The sequence below is a fragment of the Devosia sp. FKR38 genome (assembly GCF_005222805.1).
Classification (GTDB): domain Bacteria; phylum Pseudomonadota; class Alphaproteobacteria; order Rhizobiales; family Devosiaceae; genus Devosia.
The window spans coordinates 864255-880072 of sequence record NZ_STGC01000005.1; the positions used below are offsets into that span (position 1 = coordinate 864255).

13 protein-coding genes are annotated in these 15818 nt (G+C 65.5%); 4 read left to right on the top strand and 9 right to left on the bottom strand.

What is annotated here, in order from left to right; all coding sequences use genetic code 11:
- Window positions 1-7: 7 nt before the first annotated feature.
- The 6 genes from E8M79_RS09210 to E8M79_RS09235 all read right to left on the bottom strand — a co-directional run bounded on the left by E8M79_RS09210 (window position 8) and on the right by E8M79_RS09235 (window position 6666).
- Window positions 8-1225: an amidohydrolase family protein gene (locus E8M79_RS09210; RefSeq protein ID WP_171015799.1), complete on the bottom strand. Its 1218-nt coding sequence runs from the start codon at window positions 1223-1225 to the stop codon at window positions 8-10.
- A complete protein-coding gene (locus E8M79_RS09215) occupies window positions 1222-2049 on the bottom strand; it encodes a sulfite exporter TauE/SafE family protein (RefSeq protein ID WP_137151626.1) in 828 nt (275 codons plus the stop codon). The genes E8M79_RS09210 and E8M79_RS09215 overlap by 4 nt, the downstream gene beginning before the upstream one ends.
- Before the next feature lie 24 nt (window positions 2050-2073).
- The gene (locus E8M79_RS09220; RefSeq protein WP_137151627.1) at window positions 2074-3651 is read right to left on the bottom strand and encodes a gamma-glutamyltransferase; all 1578 of its coding nucleotides are present in this window, start codon (window positions 3649-3651) and stop codon (window positions 2074-2076) included.
- Window positions 3651-4859, bottom strand: coding sequence for an amidohydrolase family protein (locus E8M79_RS09225; RefSeq protein WP_137151628.1), 1209 nt, complete (start codon window positions 4857-4859; stop codon window positions 3651-3653). The genes E8M79_RS09220 and E8M79_RS09225 overlap by 1 nt, the downstream gene beginning before the upstream one ends.
- 134 nt (window positions 4860-4993) lie before the next feature.
- A complete protein-coding gene (locus E8M79_RS09230) occupies window positions 4994-5797 on the bottom strand; it encodes a BtpA/SgcQ family protein (RefSeq protein WP_137151629.1) in 804 nt (267 codons plus the stop codon).
- Window positions 5798-5835: 38 nt separating this feature from the next.
- Window positions 5836-6666, bottom strand: a complete 831-nt coding sequence (locus tag E8M79_RS09235; protein WP_137151630.1) for a DeoR/GlpR family DNA-binding transcription regulator — start codon at window positions 6664-6666, stop codon at window positions 5836-5838.
- Between the two features lie 169 nt (window positions 6667-6835).
- Here E8M79_RS09235 and E8M79_RS09240 point away from each other — a divergent pair, with 169 nt between their 5' ends.
- Complete coding sequence (locus E8M79_RS09240) at window positions 6836-7609, top strand: SDR family NAD(P)-dependent oxidoreductase (RefSeq protein WP_137151631.1); 774 nt, start codon at window positions 6836-6838, stop codon at window positions 7607-7609.
- Between the two features lie 30 nt (window positions 7610-7639).
- Window positions 7640-8695: a questin oxidase family protein gene (locus E8M79_RS09245; protein WP_137151632.1), complete on the top strand. Its 1056-nt coding sequence runs from the start codon at window positions 7640-7642 to the stop codon at window positions 8693-8695.
- Between the two features lie 34 nt (window positions 8696-8729).
- Here the strand turns inward: E8M79_RS09245 and E8M79_RS09250 are convergent, their stop codons facing one another.
- The 3 genes from E8M79_RS09250 to E8M79_RS09260 all read right to left on the bottom strand — a co-directional run bounded on the left by E8M79_RS09250 (window position 8730) and on the right by E8M79_RS09260 (window position 13061).
- Window positions 8730-10220, bottom strand: coding sequence for an FGGY-family carbohydrate kinase (locus E8M79_RS09250; RefSeq protein ID WP_137151633.1), 1491 nt, complete (start codon window positions 10218-10220; stop codon window positions 8730-8732).
- A 21-nt stretch (window positions 10221-10241) separates the two neighbouring features.
- On the bottom strand, window positions 10242-11630 hold the full coding sequence (locus E8M79_RS09255; RefSeq protein ID WP_248304953.1) for an NAD(P)/FAD-dependent oxidoreductase: 1389 nt from the start codon (window positions 11628-11630) through the stop codon (window positions 10242-10244).
- A 66-nt stretch (window positions 11631-11696) separates the two neighbouring features.
- Window positions 11697-13061: an 8-oxoguanine deaminase gene (locus tag E8M79_RS09260; RefSeq protein ID WP_137151635.1), complete on the bottom strand. Its 1365-nt coding sequence runs from the start codon at window positions 13059-13061 to the stop codon at window positions 11697-11699.
- A 407-nt stretch (window positions 13062-13468) separates the two neighbouring features.
- Here E8M79_RS09260 and E8M79_RS09265 point away from each other — a divergent pair, with 407 nt between their 5' ends.
- Both E8M79_RS09265 and E8M79_RS09270 read left to right on the top strand, forming a co-directional pair.
- Window positions 13469-14764 carry a sugar ABC transporter substrate-binding protein gene (locus tag E8M79_RS09265; RefSeq protein ID WP_137151636.1) on the top strand — a complete coding sequence of 432 codons (1296 nt, stop codon included), beginning with the start codon at window positions 13469-13471 and terminating at the stop codon, window positions 14762-14764.
- 198 nt (window positions 14765-14962) lie between these two features.
- A complete protein-coding gene (locus E8M79_RS09270) occupies window positions 14963-15817 on the top strand; it encodes a sugar ABC transporter permease (RefSeq protein WP_248305050.1) in 855 nt (284 codons plus the stop codon).
- Window position 15818: the final 1 nt, after the last annotated feature.

A 15818-nucleotide genomic window follows, 5' to 3' on the forward strand; every position in this document is an offset into this window, starting at 1 on the left:
TCTGCGATCAGCGCAGGATGGCTGGCGGTCGCTCAAAGCTGAGCCGGCCCCGCTTCCAACCGACGAGAACGGGCGCACAGCGGCGCACTGCATCGGCGCCCGAAGGCGCATCGAGCAGCACCAGATCGGCCGCAGCGCCCACAGTGAGCACATGTGGACGTCCCAGCAGCTGCGCCGGGCGGGCGCCAATCATGGCAAAGGCCGCTTCCAGATCATCATCGCGCGCCAACTGCGACACATTGGCGAAGAGATTGGCCATGCGCAGCAGATTGGCGTCGCCATAGGGCGTGAAGGGGTTGAGCACATTATTGGTGGCGACCGCCGTGACCACGCCGCGCGCCGCCAGCGCCATCAGCGGCGCCACGCCGCGCGGCACCAGGGTTTCGGCGCTGCGGCCGAGAAGAAAGAGATCGGTGGCGGGCAGGGCGACGACGCCGATACCGGCTTCTGCGAGGCGATCGGCCATGGCGTCGCGCTCGGTCGGAGCCCAGGTGGAGAATTTGGTGGCATGACCGCAGGCAACGCGCCCCTGCCAGCCCAGGCGCTCGGTTTCGGCGATAATGGCCGGCAGGTCCGAGCCGGTCGGCGCTAGATCGAAATCGACATGAAAATCTGCCGCGACGCCGAAGCGCTCGGCCAGGGCGAAGATGCGGCGGATATGCTCGGCCGGGTCGGGATCGGTATAGCTGCAGCCGCCGACGAGATCGGCCCCGTCCGACAGGGCGGCTTCGAGCAAGGCTTGCGTCTCCGGCTCGTTGGTCAGCCCCTCCTGCGCAAAGGCGCAGATCTCGATGTCGATCGATTGCGCATAGGCGGCGCGCACCGCCTTGATGGCCTCAAAGGAGCGTAGGCCCGCGCGGGGATCGACCTCGACAAAGGTGCGCATGGCCATGGTGCCATGGCTGATCGCCTGTTCGACAACAGCGGCGGCGCGGGCATAGACATCCTCGGTGGTGAAGGCGGCCTTGAGACGGGCGGTTTCGGCCACGGCCTCCTTGAGCGTGCCTTCCACAATGCTGGCGCGATGCAGAATGCCGGCCTTGTCGAGATGGATATGGCACTCGACAAAGCCGGCCACAAGCAGGGCGCCATTGGCATCGTGGCGCGGCGCGTCGGACGGAATATGGCGGGCGATGCCGGCGATGCGGCCATCGGCAAGCGCCACATCCATGGCCGCCGCTTGGCCGGGTAGGCGGGCATTGGCGATGACCAGATCGGGCATCATGTCAGGCTCGAATAGAGCATCTTGCCGGCGGTTATCACGAGGAACAGCGCAAAGGCGCGCTTGACCCAGATCGGTTCCAGCGCATGCGCCAGCCGCGCGCCGATGGGGGCAAAAAAAGTGGTGAAGGGCAGGATGATCGCCGCTGCGACCAGGCTCACATAGCCCAGCGACAGCGGCGGGCGTCCCGGCACATCCCAGCCCGAGATGACAAAGCCGATGGCGGCGGGAATGGCGATAACCACGCCAAAGGCCGCCGCGGTGCCCACGGCGCGATGGATGGGATAGGAAAAGGCCGCCAGCGTCGGCACACCCAGCGTGCCGCCGCCAATGCCCATGAGCGCCGAGACAAAGCCGATCACCGTGGCCAGCGTGACCTGGATGGGCGTGGCGGGTAGGGCGGGGCCGATGACCAGCGTGCGCTTGGTGGCGAGGTTGGCCGCGACGGCAAGGCCGACGACGCCAAAGATGCCGGTCAGCACTGCCGGCTCAAAGAAGCGCGCCGCCAGCCCGCCAGCCAGCGCGCCCACGGCCATGGCCGGCGCCCAGCGCTTGAGCAGGTCAAAATCCACCGCGCCACGCTTGTGATGGGCCCGCATGGAGACAATGGAGGTGAAGATGATCGTCGCCAGCGAGGTGGCCACGGCCATGTGCATGGCCAGATCATCGGGGAAATGGGTGAAGCCGAAGATCCAGAACAGCACCGGCACGATGACAATGCCGCCGCCCACGCCCAAGAGGCCCGCCACGAGCCCGGCGATGATCGAGGCGACGCCCAGCCCGCCGAGCAGCAACATCAGTTCGAGCGGCGAAAAACTCAGGTCCATGGCGGGCTTTCTGGATTGGACGGGTTAGAAGGCGATGGCATCGCCATCCGAGCGGGGATCGGTGGCCGCTTCCATCAGGCCAGTGCCATGATGCACCACGGCCCCGGCATTGCCCATCATGGGGTCAAAGGCGCCCACAGTTTCGGTGACATGACCGGCATCGGCGAGGGATTGGACAAGGGCCGGATCGAAACGGCTTTCGAGCTTGAGCGTAGTGGTGGTATCGGCCCAGGTGGTGCCCAGCAGCCAGCGCGGCGCGGTGATGGCGGCCTGCAGGCCTTGGCCGAACTGCACATAGCGCGAATAGAGCGCCGTCATGGTCTGCGGCTGGCCCTCGCCACCCTGGGTGCCGAAGGCGAGCACGCGCCCATCCTTGAGGCGGGCCATGCCGGGATTGAGCGTGTGGAACGGCCGCTTGCCGGGGGCGAGCTGATTGGGGCCGGGGCGCAGCGAGAAGCCGGCGCCGCGATTTTCAAAGGTGATGCCGGTGGCCGGGCAGGTGAGGCCCGAACCATATTCCCAGTAAAGGCTCTGGATGAAGCTGACCACATTGCCGTCCTTGTCGGCGGCACCCATCCAGATGGTGTCGCCCGGCGAAGAGGGCTCCGGCCAGGGCGTGGCGCGGCTGGGGTGGATGCCGGCGGCCAGCGCATCGAGCGCGGCGCCGCTGAGCCAGGATTGCGGGTCAACGCTCATGAAATCGGGGTCGGCCACATGGCGGTTGCGCAGGCTATAGGCGCGCTTGGTGGCCTCCACCATGCCATGAATATGGGCAAAGCCATCGGCCTCGGTGATGCCCAGCCGGTCAAAGGTCGCCAAAGCAATCAGCGTGGCAATGCCCTGGGTGGGCGGGGGAATATTATAGATGGTGCCGGCCGACGTGGTGACGCCAAGCGGCGCCCCGGTTTCCGCGCGGTAGCTGGCGAAGTCGCTGGCGCGCAGCGGGCTGTCGGCCTGCGCCAGAAAGGCGCCATGGGTGGCGGCGAGGTCGCCACGGTAGAAATCGTCGAGCCCGGCTTGCACGAGCTGTTCCAGCGTGGCGGCAAGGCCGGATTGCACGAAGCGGTCGCCGGCGTGATGCGGCTTGCCGCCCGGCTGATGCACGGCGGAGAAGCCGGTGACGCCAGCCAGTTCAGCGGCCTTGGCCTGGCTGGTGCGGGCGAGCAGCGGGGTCACCGCCACGCCGGCCTTGGCCAGGGCAATGGCGTCGGCCAGCAGGTCGGCAAGGCTGAAGCGACCGGGTGCCAAAGCCAGCGCGGCTTGCCAGGTGGCGACGGCGCCGGGGACAACCAGCGCCGCATCCGGGCCGCGGGCAGGAATGGTGCTGATGCCGCGTTCGGCATAACGTTCGGGCGTGGCCAGCGCGGCCGCGCGGCCGGCGCCGGAAATGGCGACCGGGTCTTGGCCGGGGCGATGGATGATCCAGAAGGCATCGCCGCCCAGCCCGTTCATATGCGGATAGGCGACCGCAATCGTGGCGGCAGCGGCCACCATGGCCTCGACGGCGCTTCCGCCAGCCCTAAGAATATCGCGGCCGGTGAGGGCCGCGGCGCGGTGGGGCGCGGTGAAGGCGCCAGCAAAGCCCAGGGCAGTTTCGAGCATCAGTTCACTCCCACGCGCTTGCCGTCGCGCGCCACGAGGCGCCCGGACTTGTAAACCGAGCGGCCGCCCGGCACGGCCACCACGGCCTCGGGCACATGCTGGGCCCGGAAAGTCACGAAATCGGCCCTGCAGCCGGGGGCAATGCCATAGCCGGAAAGGCCCAGCGCCTTGGCGCCGGCCGAGGTCACCACGTCAAAGGCCGAGGCCAGTTCCCAATCTTCATAGAAGCCCGAGCGATAGCCGATGATATTGGCGCGGCGCAGCATGTCGCCATCGCCATAGGGCCACCAGCTGTCGCGGATATTGTCCGAGCCGCTGAACACGGTGACGCCAGCCTGGCGCAAGATGGTCACCGGCGGGAAGTTCACTGCGCCCGGCGCATTGGTCATGATGGCGACGCCCGCTTCCGCCAGATTAGTCGCGATGCGGCGCTGCTGCTCGGGCGCAATATCGCCCAGTCCATAGGCATGGCTGATGGCGACGCGCCCGCCGAGACCGAGACGGCGCGTGCGAGCCGCGATCTGTTCGATGGTGAACAGGCCCAGCGAGCCGCCGTCATGCAGGTGAATGTCAACGCCGACGCCGCGCCGCTCGGCAATTGAGAACACCGCATCGAGATGCCCCTCGATGTCGCGGTCGAAACTGGCGGGGTCTAGCCCGCCAACGAGGTCGCAACCCAGTGCAATGGCCGCGTCCATCAGCTGCGCCGTGCCGGGACTGGCGAGGATCCCGCTCTGCGGAAAGGCCACCAGCTCGATATCGATGAGCTCGGCATACTCTTCGCGGACAGCCAGGATGGTTTCGAGATGGCCAAGGCCGACATCGGCATCGATCATCACATGGCTGCGCATGCTGGTGCTGCCCTGGGCAATGCAGAGATCGAGCTGGTTGCGGGCGCGCTGGTCCATGGGCGCGGCACTGGCGATGTTCTGCATCTGGAAGGCGACGCGCTCGCGTACGTCAAAACCATTGGTGCAGGGCAGGTGGGGCTTCCAGGCGTCGCCATAAAAGCTGGTGTCGAGATGGATATGCCCCTCGACAAAGCCGGGCACCAGCATGGCGCCATCAAGGTCAATATCCTCGCCCGCCGACGGCGCCGGCTCAGTGGCCGGAATGACGGCGGCGATCAGCCCGGCGGCAATGCCGACATGGGCGCGTTCGCCGCTGACCAGCGTGGCATTGCGGAAAATGGCATCGAGATCCGTCACGCTGGTTTCCCCATTGAGTTTGGAGTCTGTGCGGTCAGCCTATCGCAGGCTCACGCAAAGGCGAGACCTGCGCGGCTGCTTCAGGCACATGGCGCCGTCCCGCTCCGCGCATGGTCTGATCAGAGGCATGACAGCTAGGCCGCGGTGGGCAGGCCCCGCAGCCGGTCCATGAACCGCAGCACGCGTTCGCCATCGACAGCCTTCCAGGTGTCGCCATCGACCTTGAAATGCGTGCCGATGACACAGCCATCGGCGATGGCCATGATGTCGGAGACATTGTCGATATTGACGCCGGTGTTGGCGAACAGCGGGGTATCGGGCATGGCGTCGCGCACGCTCTTGAGATTTGACATTTCCGCCGGCTGGCCGGTGATCGGCCCGGAGACCAGCAGCACATCGGCGAGCGAGGAGAACACCGCACTCTTGGCGCGCAGGGCGATGGAGCGGGTATCGAGGGAATCGGCGAACTCGGCATTGATGTTGAACATCAGCTTGAGATCAGGCCGGCCGAGCTGGCGGCGCAGGCGCAGCGCCTTGGCGGCATTGGGCTCCCACAGGCCCATGTCGGAGGCGAACAGGCCCGTAAAGATCTCGCGGGCAAAGCTGGCGCCGGTGGTGGCGGCAATGGCCACCGTGGCATAGGGGTCCCAGAGAAAATTGACGCCAAATGGCACCTTGAGCAGCGGCTTGACCGCGCTGACCACCGCCGTCATGGCGATGGCGCTTTCGACGGACGCCGTCAGCTCATAGGGCCGATCATTCTCATTGCCGAACATGATCGCATCCACACCGCCATCCTGGAGCTTTTCGACATCCTTGATGACATTCTCGATCAGCCGATCCATGCCGCCATCGGCATCATAAAGCGGCGCGCCGGGCAGGGCGCCGATGTGAGCCATGGCGATGACGGTCTTTTGGCTGCGATTGAACAGATCCATTGGTCCTGTGAACTCCGGTCGGTGGGCGTGACGAACTGTCAGCCGGCAATGATGGTTTGAACGCCCGCCTCGGCCAGCGCCTGGGCGAGATCCTGGGGGGGCTCTGCGTCGGTGATCAGGATATTGATCCGGTCCAGCGACACGATGCGGGAAAGGGCGCGGCGCCCGAATTTGGAGGAGTCGCAGAGCACCACGACGCAGCCGCCGCTCTCGACAAAGGCGCGCTTCACCTCGGTGTCCTCGGGCGAATAGTCATAGAGCCCATTGGCATCAATGCCCGAGACGCCCAGGAACACCCGGTCAAGGAAATGGCTCTTGAGCCCTTCGATGGCCTGGGGGCCGATGACGGAGAACTCGGGCACGCGCACCTGGCCGCCCAGGATATAGACCGAGCTATTGCCCTCGGCCATTTGCATGCCGACGCGCAGATTATTGGTGAAGACCCGCAGATCCTTGCGCGGCGCCAACTCCGTGGCCAGCGCCAGAATGGATGTGCCGACATCAAGGCCAACCGACTCGCCGGGCGCCACCAGCTTTGCGGCCGCCTGGGCGATGGTGGACTTCTCGGCCGCATTGCGCCGCATGCGCTGCTCGAACGCCGGCTCGTCCTCGTCATAGACCATCTGGCCGGCGGCCACGGCACCGCCATGCGTGCGCTCGAGCAGGCCGCGCTTGCCCAACAGGTCCAGATCGCGCCGCACCGTCATCCCCGAAACGCCCAGCTCCTCCGCCAGGCTGGTGATCGAGACAAAGCCATCCTTTTCAAACGCCGACATGATGCGCGCATGGCGCAGCGCCGCCGGCAGTTTCGTGTTGCCGTTGCTGCCCTCCGCCTGTGCTGATTTCGCGTCGTCTTCGTTATTGGTCATTTTTGCACACCCGGCCTGTTGCCTGCCGCTTTGATGGATCGTTGACACCCTGCCTAACACAGGAGTTCACACGAATAAAGGTTGTATTATGTTATATAATGTTCAAAAGTGCAAAGTGAATGGGCCGACACTGCTGTGCGGCCGCTGTTAAGAGGCTTTTGGAGGCGGAATGTCGGAGTTTTCGGGCAAATCAGTGGTGGTGACGGGCGGCGCGTCCGGCATTGGCGCGGCCATTGTGCGGGAGTTTCACGCCGCCGGCGCGCGGGTGACAATTCTCGATCTCGACCCCGCCCGCGCGGCGGCGCTGGCGAGCGAATTGGGCGCCAATGCCTTCTCCGGCGCCATCGATGTGCGCGAGCGTTCGGCGGTGCAGTCGGCCATGGACGGCGTGATTGCGGCTCAGGGCGGCATCGACATTCTGTGCGCCAATGCCGGGGTCTCGACCATGCAGCGCTCGGTCGATCTGACCGACCAGGACTGGGACTTCAACATGGACGTCAACGCCAGGGGCGTGTTCCTGTGCAACCAGATCGTGGTGCGGCATTTCCAGGCCACGGGCCGCAAGGGCATCATCGTCAACACCGCCTCGCTGGCCGGCAAGGTCGGCGCGCCGCTGCTGGCGCATTACTCGGCCAGCAAGTTCGCCGTGCTCGGCTGGACGCAAGGCCTGGCGCGCGAACTGGCGCCCAGCGGCATCCGCGTCAATGCCGTCTGCCCCGGCTTTGTGCGCACTGGCATGCAGGAGCGCGAAATCATCTGGGAAGGCGAGCTGCGCGGCATGACGCCCGAGGCCGTGCGCCAGGAATATGTGACGCTGACCCCCATGGGCCGCATCGAGGAGCCCGAGGACGTCGCCGTGGTGGTGAAATTCCTCGCTTCCGACGCCGCCCGCTTCATGACCGGGCAGGGCATCAATGTCACCGGCGGCGTGCGCATGGACTGAGCCGCCCAGAGCTGACCGGAGGGATTGGACATGGACTATACTGGTACCGAAATCGGCCGCCACCCGCGCGCTGCCGCGCGGCTGCGGCCGCTGATTGCCGAGATCGGCCAGCGCAGCGGGGAATTCCCCGTGCTGCTGGCCAACCACCTGCCCATGGTGCTCGAAGCCATGGGGCGGCTGGGCGCCAGCCCCGAGCGGCTGGATGAATATGCCGTGCATTACAACACCGCCCATGCCGTGCCGTTCCCGCCGCCGCCGGTGGCGCCGCTGACCGAAGCCAATTGGCGCACGGCCATCGGCCATCGCGAGCGGGAAACCGATCTGCGCGATTTCTTCGCCGACGTGGTCTGGCGCATCGGCGGCGTTGAGGCGATCCGGCGCTATCTGCCCGAACTCTTCCCTGGTGTGGCCGCTTCGGCGACCCATGGGCTGATGCGATTGGCCTATGCAGTGTTGCGGCGTGACGACACCGAAATCGGCATTTCATTGGGCTATTGGGCGGCCACCTATCTGGCCTTTCCGCGCCCCGACCGCGTCGGCGCACCGACCAATAGCGCCGCCGAGCTGGTGCTGGCCATGCCGGCCGAGCCCAGTTTCCGCGGCATCACGGTGGAATCAACGCTGCTGTGGAAATGGATCGAGCACATGGGCAGTGTCCCGGCGTTCCGGGGCCTCGTCGGGCGGCTGCAGCCGGCGGATGATCTGCTCGATCAGGTGCGCGCGGCGTCGCTGGCGGTCTATGCCGCCACCATGACCTTTGAGGCGCTGCATGCGGTGACCGGCAGCCATTGGCTGCGGCTGGTGGCGCCGCACCTCGACCAGCCACAGGCGCTGGTGGCGCATTGGTGGGAAGTGGTGATGGCGCTCTATGTGCGCATCGGCATGCCGGACCTGCCTGATGCGGCGACGCTCGAGGCCTGGCGCAATCTGCCCTTGCCATCGGATGCCGAAATCGCCGCTGCGGCGGTGGCCTCCGATGACGAGCATGACCATTCGCTGACCTTCTCGGCCTTCGAGGAATTCAAGCTGACCGGGGACCGGCTCTACAAGGTCGTCGCGGCGCGCCGAGTGGGGCTCATCGCCTGACATAGCGGCCCGGGGCTTGCGCTCCGGGCTGGCCTCAGACGGCGTGGAAATAGGGCGCCAGATGCTCGTAAAGGTCGCGATAGCGCTGGTAGCCGCGATTGTAGATGGCGTGGGCCGCCATATCGGGCTGCAGCGTCTCGCCGAGCTGCGACAGGGCCGTTACGGCGCTCCAGTCTGTGGCAAGGCCGGTGCCGATGGCGGCGACGAAGGCCGCGCCGACCGAGGAGCCATGCGCATTGTCCAGCAGGGTGACCGGCGCGCCCAGCACATCGGCGGTGATCTGCATCCACACCCGGCTCTTGCTGCCGCCATCGGAAGCGACATAGCGGCGCGGGCTGTGGCCGATTTCGACCAGCACATCCATGTGGTGGCGGAAGCCATAGGCCACGGCCTCGAGCAGCGCGCGCCAGAGATGGCCGCGCCCATGGCCCAGACTGAGCCCGACAAAGCTGCCGCGCGCCAGGGGATCGTGGATGGGCGTCTTTTCGCCCAGGAAATAGGGCAGGCAGATGAGGCCATCCGAGCCGGGCGGAATGCTTGCCGCCAGCGCATCGAGCGCCTGATGCGGCTTGTTGCCGTCGGCCGTGGGCGCGATGAGTTCGCCCAGCCAGTTGAGCGCGGAACCCGACGAGGCCATGCAGCCATTGGGCGCGTAAAGCCCTGGCACCATATGATAATCGAGATAGAGCCGGGCATCGGGGACTGGCTTGTCGGTGGCCACGACAATGTCGCCGGCACCGCCGAACTTGAGCAGGATATCGCCCGGCGCGGTGATGCCGGCGCCGAGAGCCGAGACGATATGATCGGCCGCGCCGCCAAAGATCGGCAGGCCCTCGGGCAGGCCAGTCAGCGCGGCGGCTTCAGCAGTGATGGTGCCCATCTGCACATGCGAGACGCTGCGCGGCGGCACGGCGCTGCGCGCAATGCCGGCGAGGGCCACCAGATCATCGGCGATGGCGCCGCTGGCCAGATCGGTGAAACCCGCCTCCAGCGCCCAGTTCTGCTCGACGGCGCGCACGCCGGTGAGGCGCCAGTTGATATAGTCATAGGAGCCGAACACCGTGCCGATGCGGGCAAAGACCTCGGGCTCGTGGCCCGCGATCCAGCGCATCTTAGCGGCGACGAGCTGCTGGTTGATGCCATTGCCGGTGCGCTTGAGGAAGGCGGCCTCGTCGAGCTCGGCGCGCATGGCGTCGACCTCGGCGCCGCAGCGGCCATCGCTCTGCTGGATCGAGGGGCGCAGCAGAGTGCCAGCGTCATCAAGCAGCACCACGGCGGGCAGCATGCCGGTGGTGCAGAGGCCGGCGACGGAGGCCGGATCGATGGCACTCAGGATCTCGCGCAGCACGGCCACCGCATTGTCCCACCATTGGTGGGGATCCTCCTCGGCCCAGCTCGCCTGCGGCGAGGACAGGGTCACCGGCCGGCTGGCCACGGCCAGGATCTGGTCGGGCATTCGCACGGCGGTGGCGATGGTCGAGGTCGTGCCGATATCAAGGCCGATCACGATGTCTGGTTGGGGCATGAAACCGTCCGGTTGGGCCGCTCAGGCAAGGCCTGCGGCGGCGGGATCGAAATGGACCTTGGCGTAACCATCGAGTGACCGATAGTGCAGCGCCGCATCGGCGAGGAACAGGCCGCGCGTGACGCCGCTGACCAGCTTGGGCACGCCCGATTTCAGCCCGGTGATGCCATTGCACACCGGCCCGAGACTGGGCACGGCGCCATTGTTGAAGATGTGGATGTCACGGAGAAATGGCGCAGTTCCCGGCGCTTTCTCGGTGAACTCAAAGGCCGGGCCCAGATAGGGATAGGCCAAGAGGTCGCGGTCAATGCTGTCGGCCGGCGGGGTGAAGCGGTCTGACCATAGGGCGATCGAGTCGATCAGGCCGGTCAGTTCGCGGCGCTGGCTGATGTCCACGGCATAGCCTGTGCCCAGCAGCAGATGATCGAAGCGGTAGCTTTGGCCGCCGGCCGTGAGGGCAATGCTGTCGCCATCCATCGCCGCCGATTCGAGCGCCGCGCCGCCCACGAAGCGGAAGGCCGGGCTGGCGGTGGCGCGAGTGTACATTTCCATGGTCGGCGGCGTCTTGAAGGCGAACATGCGGCGCGCGAACTGGTAACGCAACGCATCATCAAGATCGGCGAAGTGGTTGAGGAAACCGGGGAAGTTGGACCAGTCCAGGATCTCGGTCTGCGGCAGGGCGGCACTGCGCGCCAGCATGGTGACTTGGGCGGCGCCGGCGTCGAGCGCGGCCACGGCCCAGTCAAAGCTCGAGGCGGCGGCGCCGATGACGCCGACGGATTTGCCCGTGAGGCGATCGAGGTCGAGCAGCTCGCCACTATGCGTCCAACGCTCGCGCGGCAGGCTCTTGGCAATCAGCGGCGGCACATGCAACCCGCCGGCCCCTTCGATGCCGGTGGCCAGCACCACCTTGCGACAGCCCAGGACTGCAAGGCCGTCGGGCGTTTCCAGCGTCAGGGCGATATGGTCATCGGCTGGGGTGATGGAACAGAGGCGGGTGTCATTGCTGACGGTGATGCCGACCACATCTCGGAACCAGACCAGGTAATCCATCCAGGTGCAGCGATCGATCTTGTCCAGATTGTCCCAATCGGCGGCGCCGAACATGGCCTCGTGCCAGGCGCGATAGGTCAGCGATGGCACGCCCAGGTCGGGCCCGCTCAGCGTTTTGGGTGAGCGCAGCGTGCGCATGCGGGCCGAGGTGACCCAGGGCCCCTCGCGCCCCACCGGCGCTGCATCGAGCACGCGCAGGCGGGTGACGCCCTGGCGCATCAGGCCAAAGGCAATGGCGAGGCCCGACAGCCCGGCCCCGACGATGACCACATCGGTCAGGATCTCGCCACTGGCCATGCGGCGCTCGGGCACCCAGGGGCGCAGCGGCACCTCGATGCTGGCGAGATCGCGGCGCACCTGCGCTTCGAGAGCGGCTAGGGCCGGCGGAGTTTGAGACAGGGCGGTCGCAGGATGGGGCATGGTCTAAAGGCTTTCGGCAAAGGCTTTGGCGGCGGCGCCATGCTCATGGCGCAGCCGGGCGAGATCGATTCCGACGGGCTGGCCGTCCTCGACGGTCCAGCGGCCCTGCACCATGACGCGATCGGCATGGTGGGCGCCGCACAGCACGAGGGCCGCCAGCGCATCGCCGGCGCCGGAAAAGCGCAGCTCATCGAGGGTGAAAAAGGCCAGGTCCGCCTGCTTGCCCACGGCAATGCGGCCAATATCGCTGCGCCCCAGGCACGCCGCCGAGCCTTCGGTGGCCCAGTTGAGTACGTCCAGATGGGTGATGGCTTCAGCGCCATAGGTCAGCCGGCCCAGCATCAGTGCGTGGCGCAGGCTTTCCATGAGGTTGGAATTGTCATTGGAGGCCGAGCCATCGACGCCCAGCCCGATCTTGCAGCCGGCGGCCTCCAGATCCTTGGTGCGGCAGGTGCCGGAGGCCAAGACCATGTTCGAGGTCGGGCAATGGCAGATGCCCACGCCATGCTTCCCGAGGCGCGCGACCTCGGAATCATCGAAATGAATGCCATGGGCCAGCCAGACCCGCTCATTGAGCCAGCCGCATTGATCGAGGAAGTCCACCGCGTCGCAGCCATGCTCGCTGCGCACGAAATCGGCCTCGGCGCGGGTTTCCACCAGATGGGTATGGAGGCCACAGCCGGTCTGGGCCGAGAGTCGCGCCGTCTCCACCATCAGCTCGAAGCTGACATCGAAGGGCGCATTGGGGGCCAGCGCCACCTGCAGCATGGCGCCGTCGGAACGGTCGTGATAGCGGCCGAGGATGCGTTCGCAGTCGGCCAGAATAGCGTCGGTCTTCTGGATCACCGCGCGCGGGGCCACGGCCTGTTCGCCATCGCCGGCCATCAGGTCGATCGCGCCGCGGGTCAGCGTCATGCGCAGGCCCAGCCGCCCGGCTTCCTCGGCCTGGATGTCCATGGCGTCTTCGAGGCCCGGCGTGAACAGATATTGATGGTCCGAGGCGCAGGTGCAGCCGGACAGCATCAATTCGGTCATGGCCAGTTGCGAGGCGGTGCGGAAGGCATCTGGCCGCATGCCGCGCGCCCAGATGGGGTAGAGCGCCTTGATCCAGGGCCAGAGCGACTTGTTGATCGCCGCCGGATGGGCGCGCGTCAGCGTCTGGAACATATGGTGATGGGTATTGACCAGGCCCGGGATGACCACATGGCGGCTGGCGTCAAAACTCTGCGCATAGGGCAGGGTGGGAACGGCCCCGGTGGGGACCAGTTCAACGATGCGGCCATCGCGCACCACCAGCCCATTGCCGGCGCCGTCGGCGAGCATGGCCAGCGGCGCTTTGATCCATAGTCCAGCGGCGGTTTCGGCCATGAACGGGGTTCCAACTCTGTGTAGAGGAACCATAACGGGCGCCTGTTCGTTGTAAAGTGTGTGATTTTGTTATTTTTGCGGATTCGGCCGGATTACGCGCTCGGGAGGCTGATGGGCCTTCGAGCGACTTTCATGCTATCTGCCTGATATTTGGTCGCTTTTGGAGGAGTCGGCTCGGGCAAAATCACCGCATTGCAATAGCTTCCGGCGATCAAAGGAGTCAGGCGTTCCGCCTAGCGGTTCAGAACCAGATTTGCTGCTTATTTATGCAGCCTGCGAAGATTTTGATCTGTTATGTTCATATGAGTTAGATTTACTGCAAGAAATGTGAAATTATGTTTGACAGCGCCAATCGCTCAGATAGCTTTGCCCTCGGTTGTGCAACAATCCCGAAGGGCAGGGTGCAGATGACGAAGATTGCCAATTTCCGACTGTCAAAGACGACAAGTGTTCTGGGCGCCAGCCTGCTGGCGCTGTTGGCCACCACGGCCTATGGGCAGGACAAGCCCCTGGCGGGCGTAACGCTGACGCTGGCCTCGCAGAACGACCAGTTCGGCGCCGTGCTGGCCAAGCTGGCTCCCGAGTTCAAGGAAGCCACGGGTGCCGATCTCAAGGTCGAGATCATGGACTACGGCACCCTGCTGACCAAGACCACCGCCGATTTCGTGGGCGACACCAAGGGCTATGATCTGGTGACCATGGATATCGTCTGGGCCGGCGCCTATGCCGAAAACCAGTATTCGGTGGACCTGACCGACTGGGTCAAGCGTGACGCGGCCGAACTCGAACTGGACGACATCTATCCGGTGATCCTGGAATCGCTGGGCCAGTATGACGGCAAATATGTCGCCTTCCCCTTTGCCGCCTATGCCAACGTGCTGGCCTATCGCAAGGATCTGTTCGAAGCCGCAGGCCTTGATGTCCCCAAGACCATGGAAGAAATGGTCGCCGACGCCAAGACGCTGACCGACCCGGCCAAGAACCAGTATGGCTTTGTCGCCAATGGCCAGATGGGCGCCGCCGTGGCGCAGGACTGGATGCAGTACAACAGCCAGATGGGCGGCTCGATCCTGGGTGCCGATGGCATGCCGGCGCTCAACTCGCCGGAAAACGTCAAGAGCCTGGCCGTCTATAAGGAACTGTTCGCCGACACCGCCCCTCCGGGTGCCATCGAATATGACTGGGGCGGGCGTGAAGAGAGCTTCCGCCAGGGCATTGCCGCGATGATGCAGACCTGGTCGGTCGGCGCGCCGGGCTATTCCGATCCGGCCATTTCCAATGTCGTGGGCAAGGTGGGCATTGCCACTGCGCCGGTCGGCGAAGGCGTGGCGCCGGAATATGGCGTGGGCGGCTGGGGCATGGCCATCAATGCCGACGTTGACGCCAAGCAGCAGGAAGCCGCCTGGACCTTCATCAAGTGGCTGGTGTCCAAGCCCATCCACAAGGAGTTCAACCTGGATGGCGCTGGCTCGTTCATGCGCATCAGCCAGATGACCGATCCGGACCTGCTGGCCAAGTTCGACTTCCTGCCCGTGATCGCCACCACCTATGAAAACGGCAATGGCGACTACCGTCCGCGTATCCCGGAATATCCGGAAATCCAGGACATCCTGGGCTCGGCAGTCAATGCCGTGCTGTCCGGCGCTGTCGAACCGCAGGCCGCACTCGACGAAGCGCAGGCCAAGGCCGAAGAGCTGTTCTAGGCCAAACCACGATCGCGGCCCCTCGCCAGAAAGGCGAGGGGCTTCCCGACTGGACGAGCGGCCCGATGGGCCAGGAATTTGACCACAATGAGCCAGACCTCATCAACCGGTGTGCAGCCGCGCACGCAGACACCGCGCCTTGGCTGGCTCTCGCGGCCCCGCAGCTTTACCGACAGCCGCCGTTTCTTCCTGTTTTTCATGGCCGCGCCCGCCGTGCTCTATGTGCTTATTGTCGGCGTCTGGCCGCTGGCGCAGGGCTTCTGGTACAGTTTTTTTCGCTACAACCTGATCCGCCCAGCCCGCACCAAATTCATTGGGTTGGATAATTACATCGCCATTTTCGAAGACCGCGGCGCGCGGCAGGCGATCCTCAATACTTTCCAGTTCACCCTCACCAGCGTGAGCCTGCAGCTGTTTTTCGGCTTTTGCCTGGCGATGCTGCTGTGGCGCGACAGCCGCTTCAACCGCATCGCGCTGGCGTTCCTGCTGATCCCGGCCACGATTACCCCGCTGGTGGTGGGCCTGATCTACAAGGCCCTGCTGGGCGCAGACTATGGGCTGATCGGCTACTATTTGGCCAATGCCGGCATTGGCCCGCGCACCGGCCTGCTCACCGATTCTGGCACCGCGCTCTGGGTGCTGATCCTGATCGACTGCTGGGAATGGACGCCACTGATGGCGCTGATCCTGCTCGCCGGGCTCAAATCCCTGCCGGCCGATGTGCTCGAAGCCGGCCGCGCTGATGGCGCCACCGCCTGGCAGCGCTTCACCCTGATTGTGCTGCCGCTGATGCTGCCATCGATCTTTCTGGCGCTGGTGCTGCGCACCATGGACGCCTTCCGCGTGTTCGACTCGGTGTTCGTGACCACCGGCGGCGGGCCCAATGACGCCACCAACACCCTGATGGTGCTGGCGGTGAAGGAGGGGCTGCAGTTCTTCAACATCGGCTATGCCTCGGCCATCGGCAACATCACCATTCTCTTCATCGCCTGCATGGCCGCCGTGCTGCTGCTGGTGGTGCGCCGCGCCGATGTGCGCATCAACGGAAAGTAGC

Bases quoted from the DNA above. Each gene is read 5' to 3' on its own strand.
- E8M79_RS09210 (WP_171015799.1), bottom strand. From the start codon at position 1,225: ATGATGCCCGATCTGGTCATCGCCAATGCCCGCCTACCCGGCCAAGCG.
- E8M79_RS09215 (WP_137151626.1), bottom strand. From the start codon at position 2,049: ATGGACCTGAGTTTTTCGCCGCTCGAACTGATGTTGCTGCTCGGCGGG.
- E8M79_RS09220 (WP_137151627.1), bottom strand. From the start codon at position 3,651: ATGCTCGAAACTGCCCTGGGCTTTGCTGGCGCCTTCACCGCGCCCCAC.
- E8M79_RS09230 (WP_137151629.1), bottom strand. From the start codon at position 5,797: ATGGATCTGTTCAATCGCAGCCAAAAGACCGTCATCGCCATGGCTCAC.
- E8M79_RS09235 (WP_137151630.1), bottom strand. From the start codon at position 6,666: ATGACCAATAACGAAGACGACGCGAAATCAGCACAGGCGGAGGGCAGC.
- E8M79_RS09240 (WP_137151631.1), top strand. From the start codon at position 6,836: ATGTCGGAGTTTTCGGGCAAATCAGTGGTGGTGACGGGCGGCGCGTCC.
- E8M79_RS09245 (WP_137151632.1), top strand. From the start codon at position 7,640: ATGGACTATACTGGTACCGAAATCGGCCGCCACCCGCGCGCTGCCGCG.
- E8M79_RS09250 (WP_137151633.1), bottom strand. From the start codon at position 10,220: ATGCCCCAACCAGACATCGTGATCGGCCTTGATATCGGCACGACCTCG.
- E8M79_RS09260 (WP_137151635.1), bottom strand. From the start codon at position 13,061: ATGGCCGAAACCGCCGCTGGACTATGGATCAAAGCGCCGCTGGCCATG.
- E8M79_RS09265 (WP_137151636.1), top strand. From the start codon at position 13,469: ATGACGAAGATTGCCAATTTCCGACTGTCAAAGACGACAAGTGTTCTG.
- E8M79_RS09270 (WP_248305050.1), top strand. From the start codon at position 14,963: ATGGCCGCGCCCGCCGTGCTCTATGTGCTTATTGTCGGCGTCTGGCCG.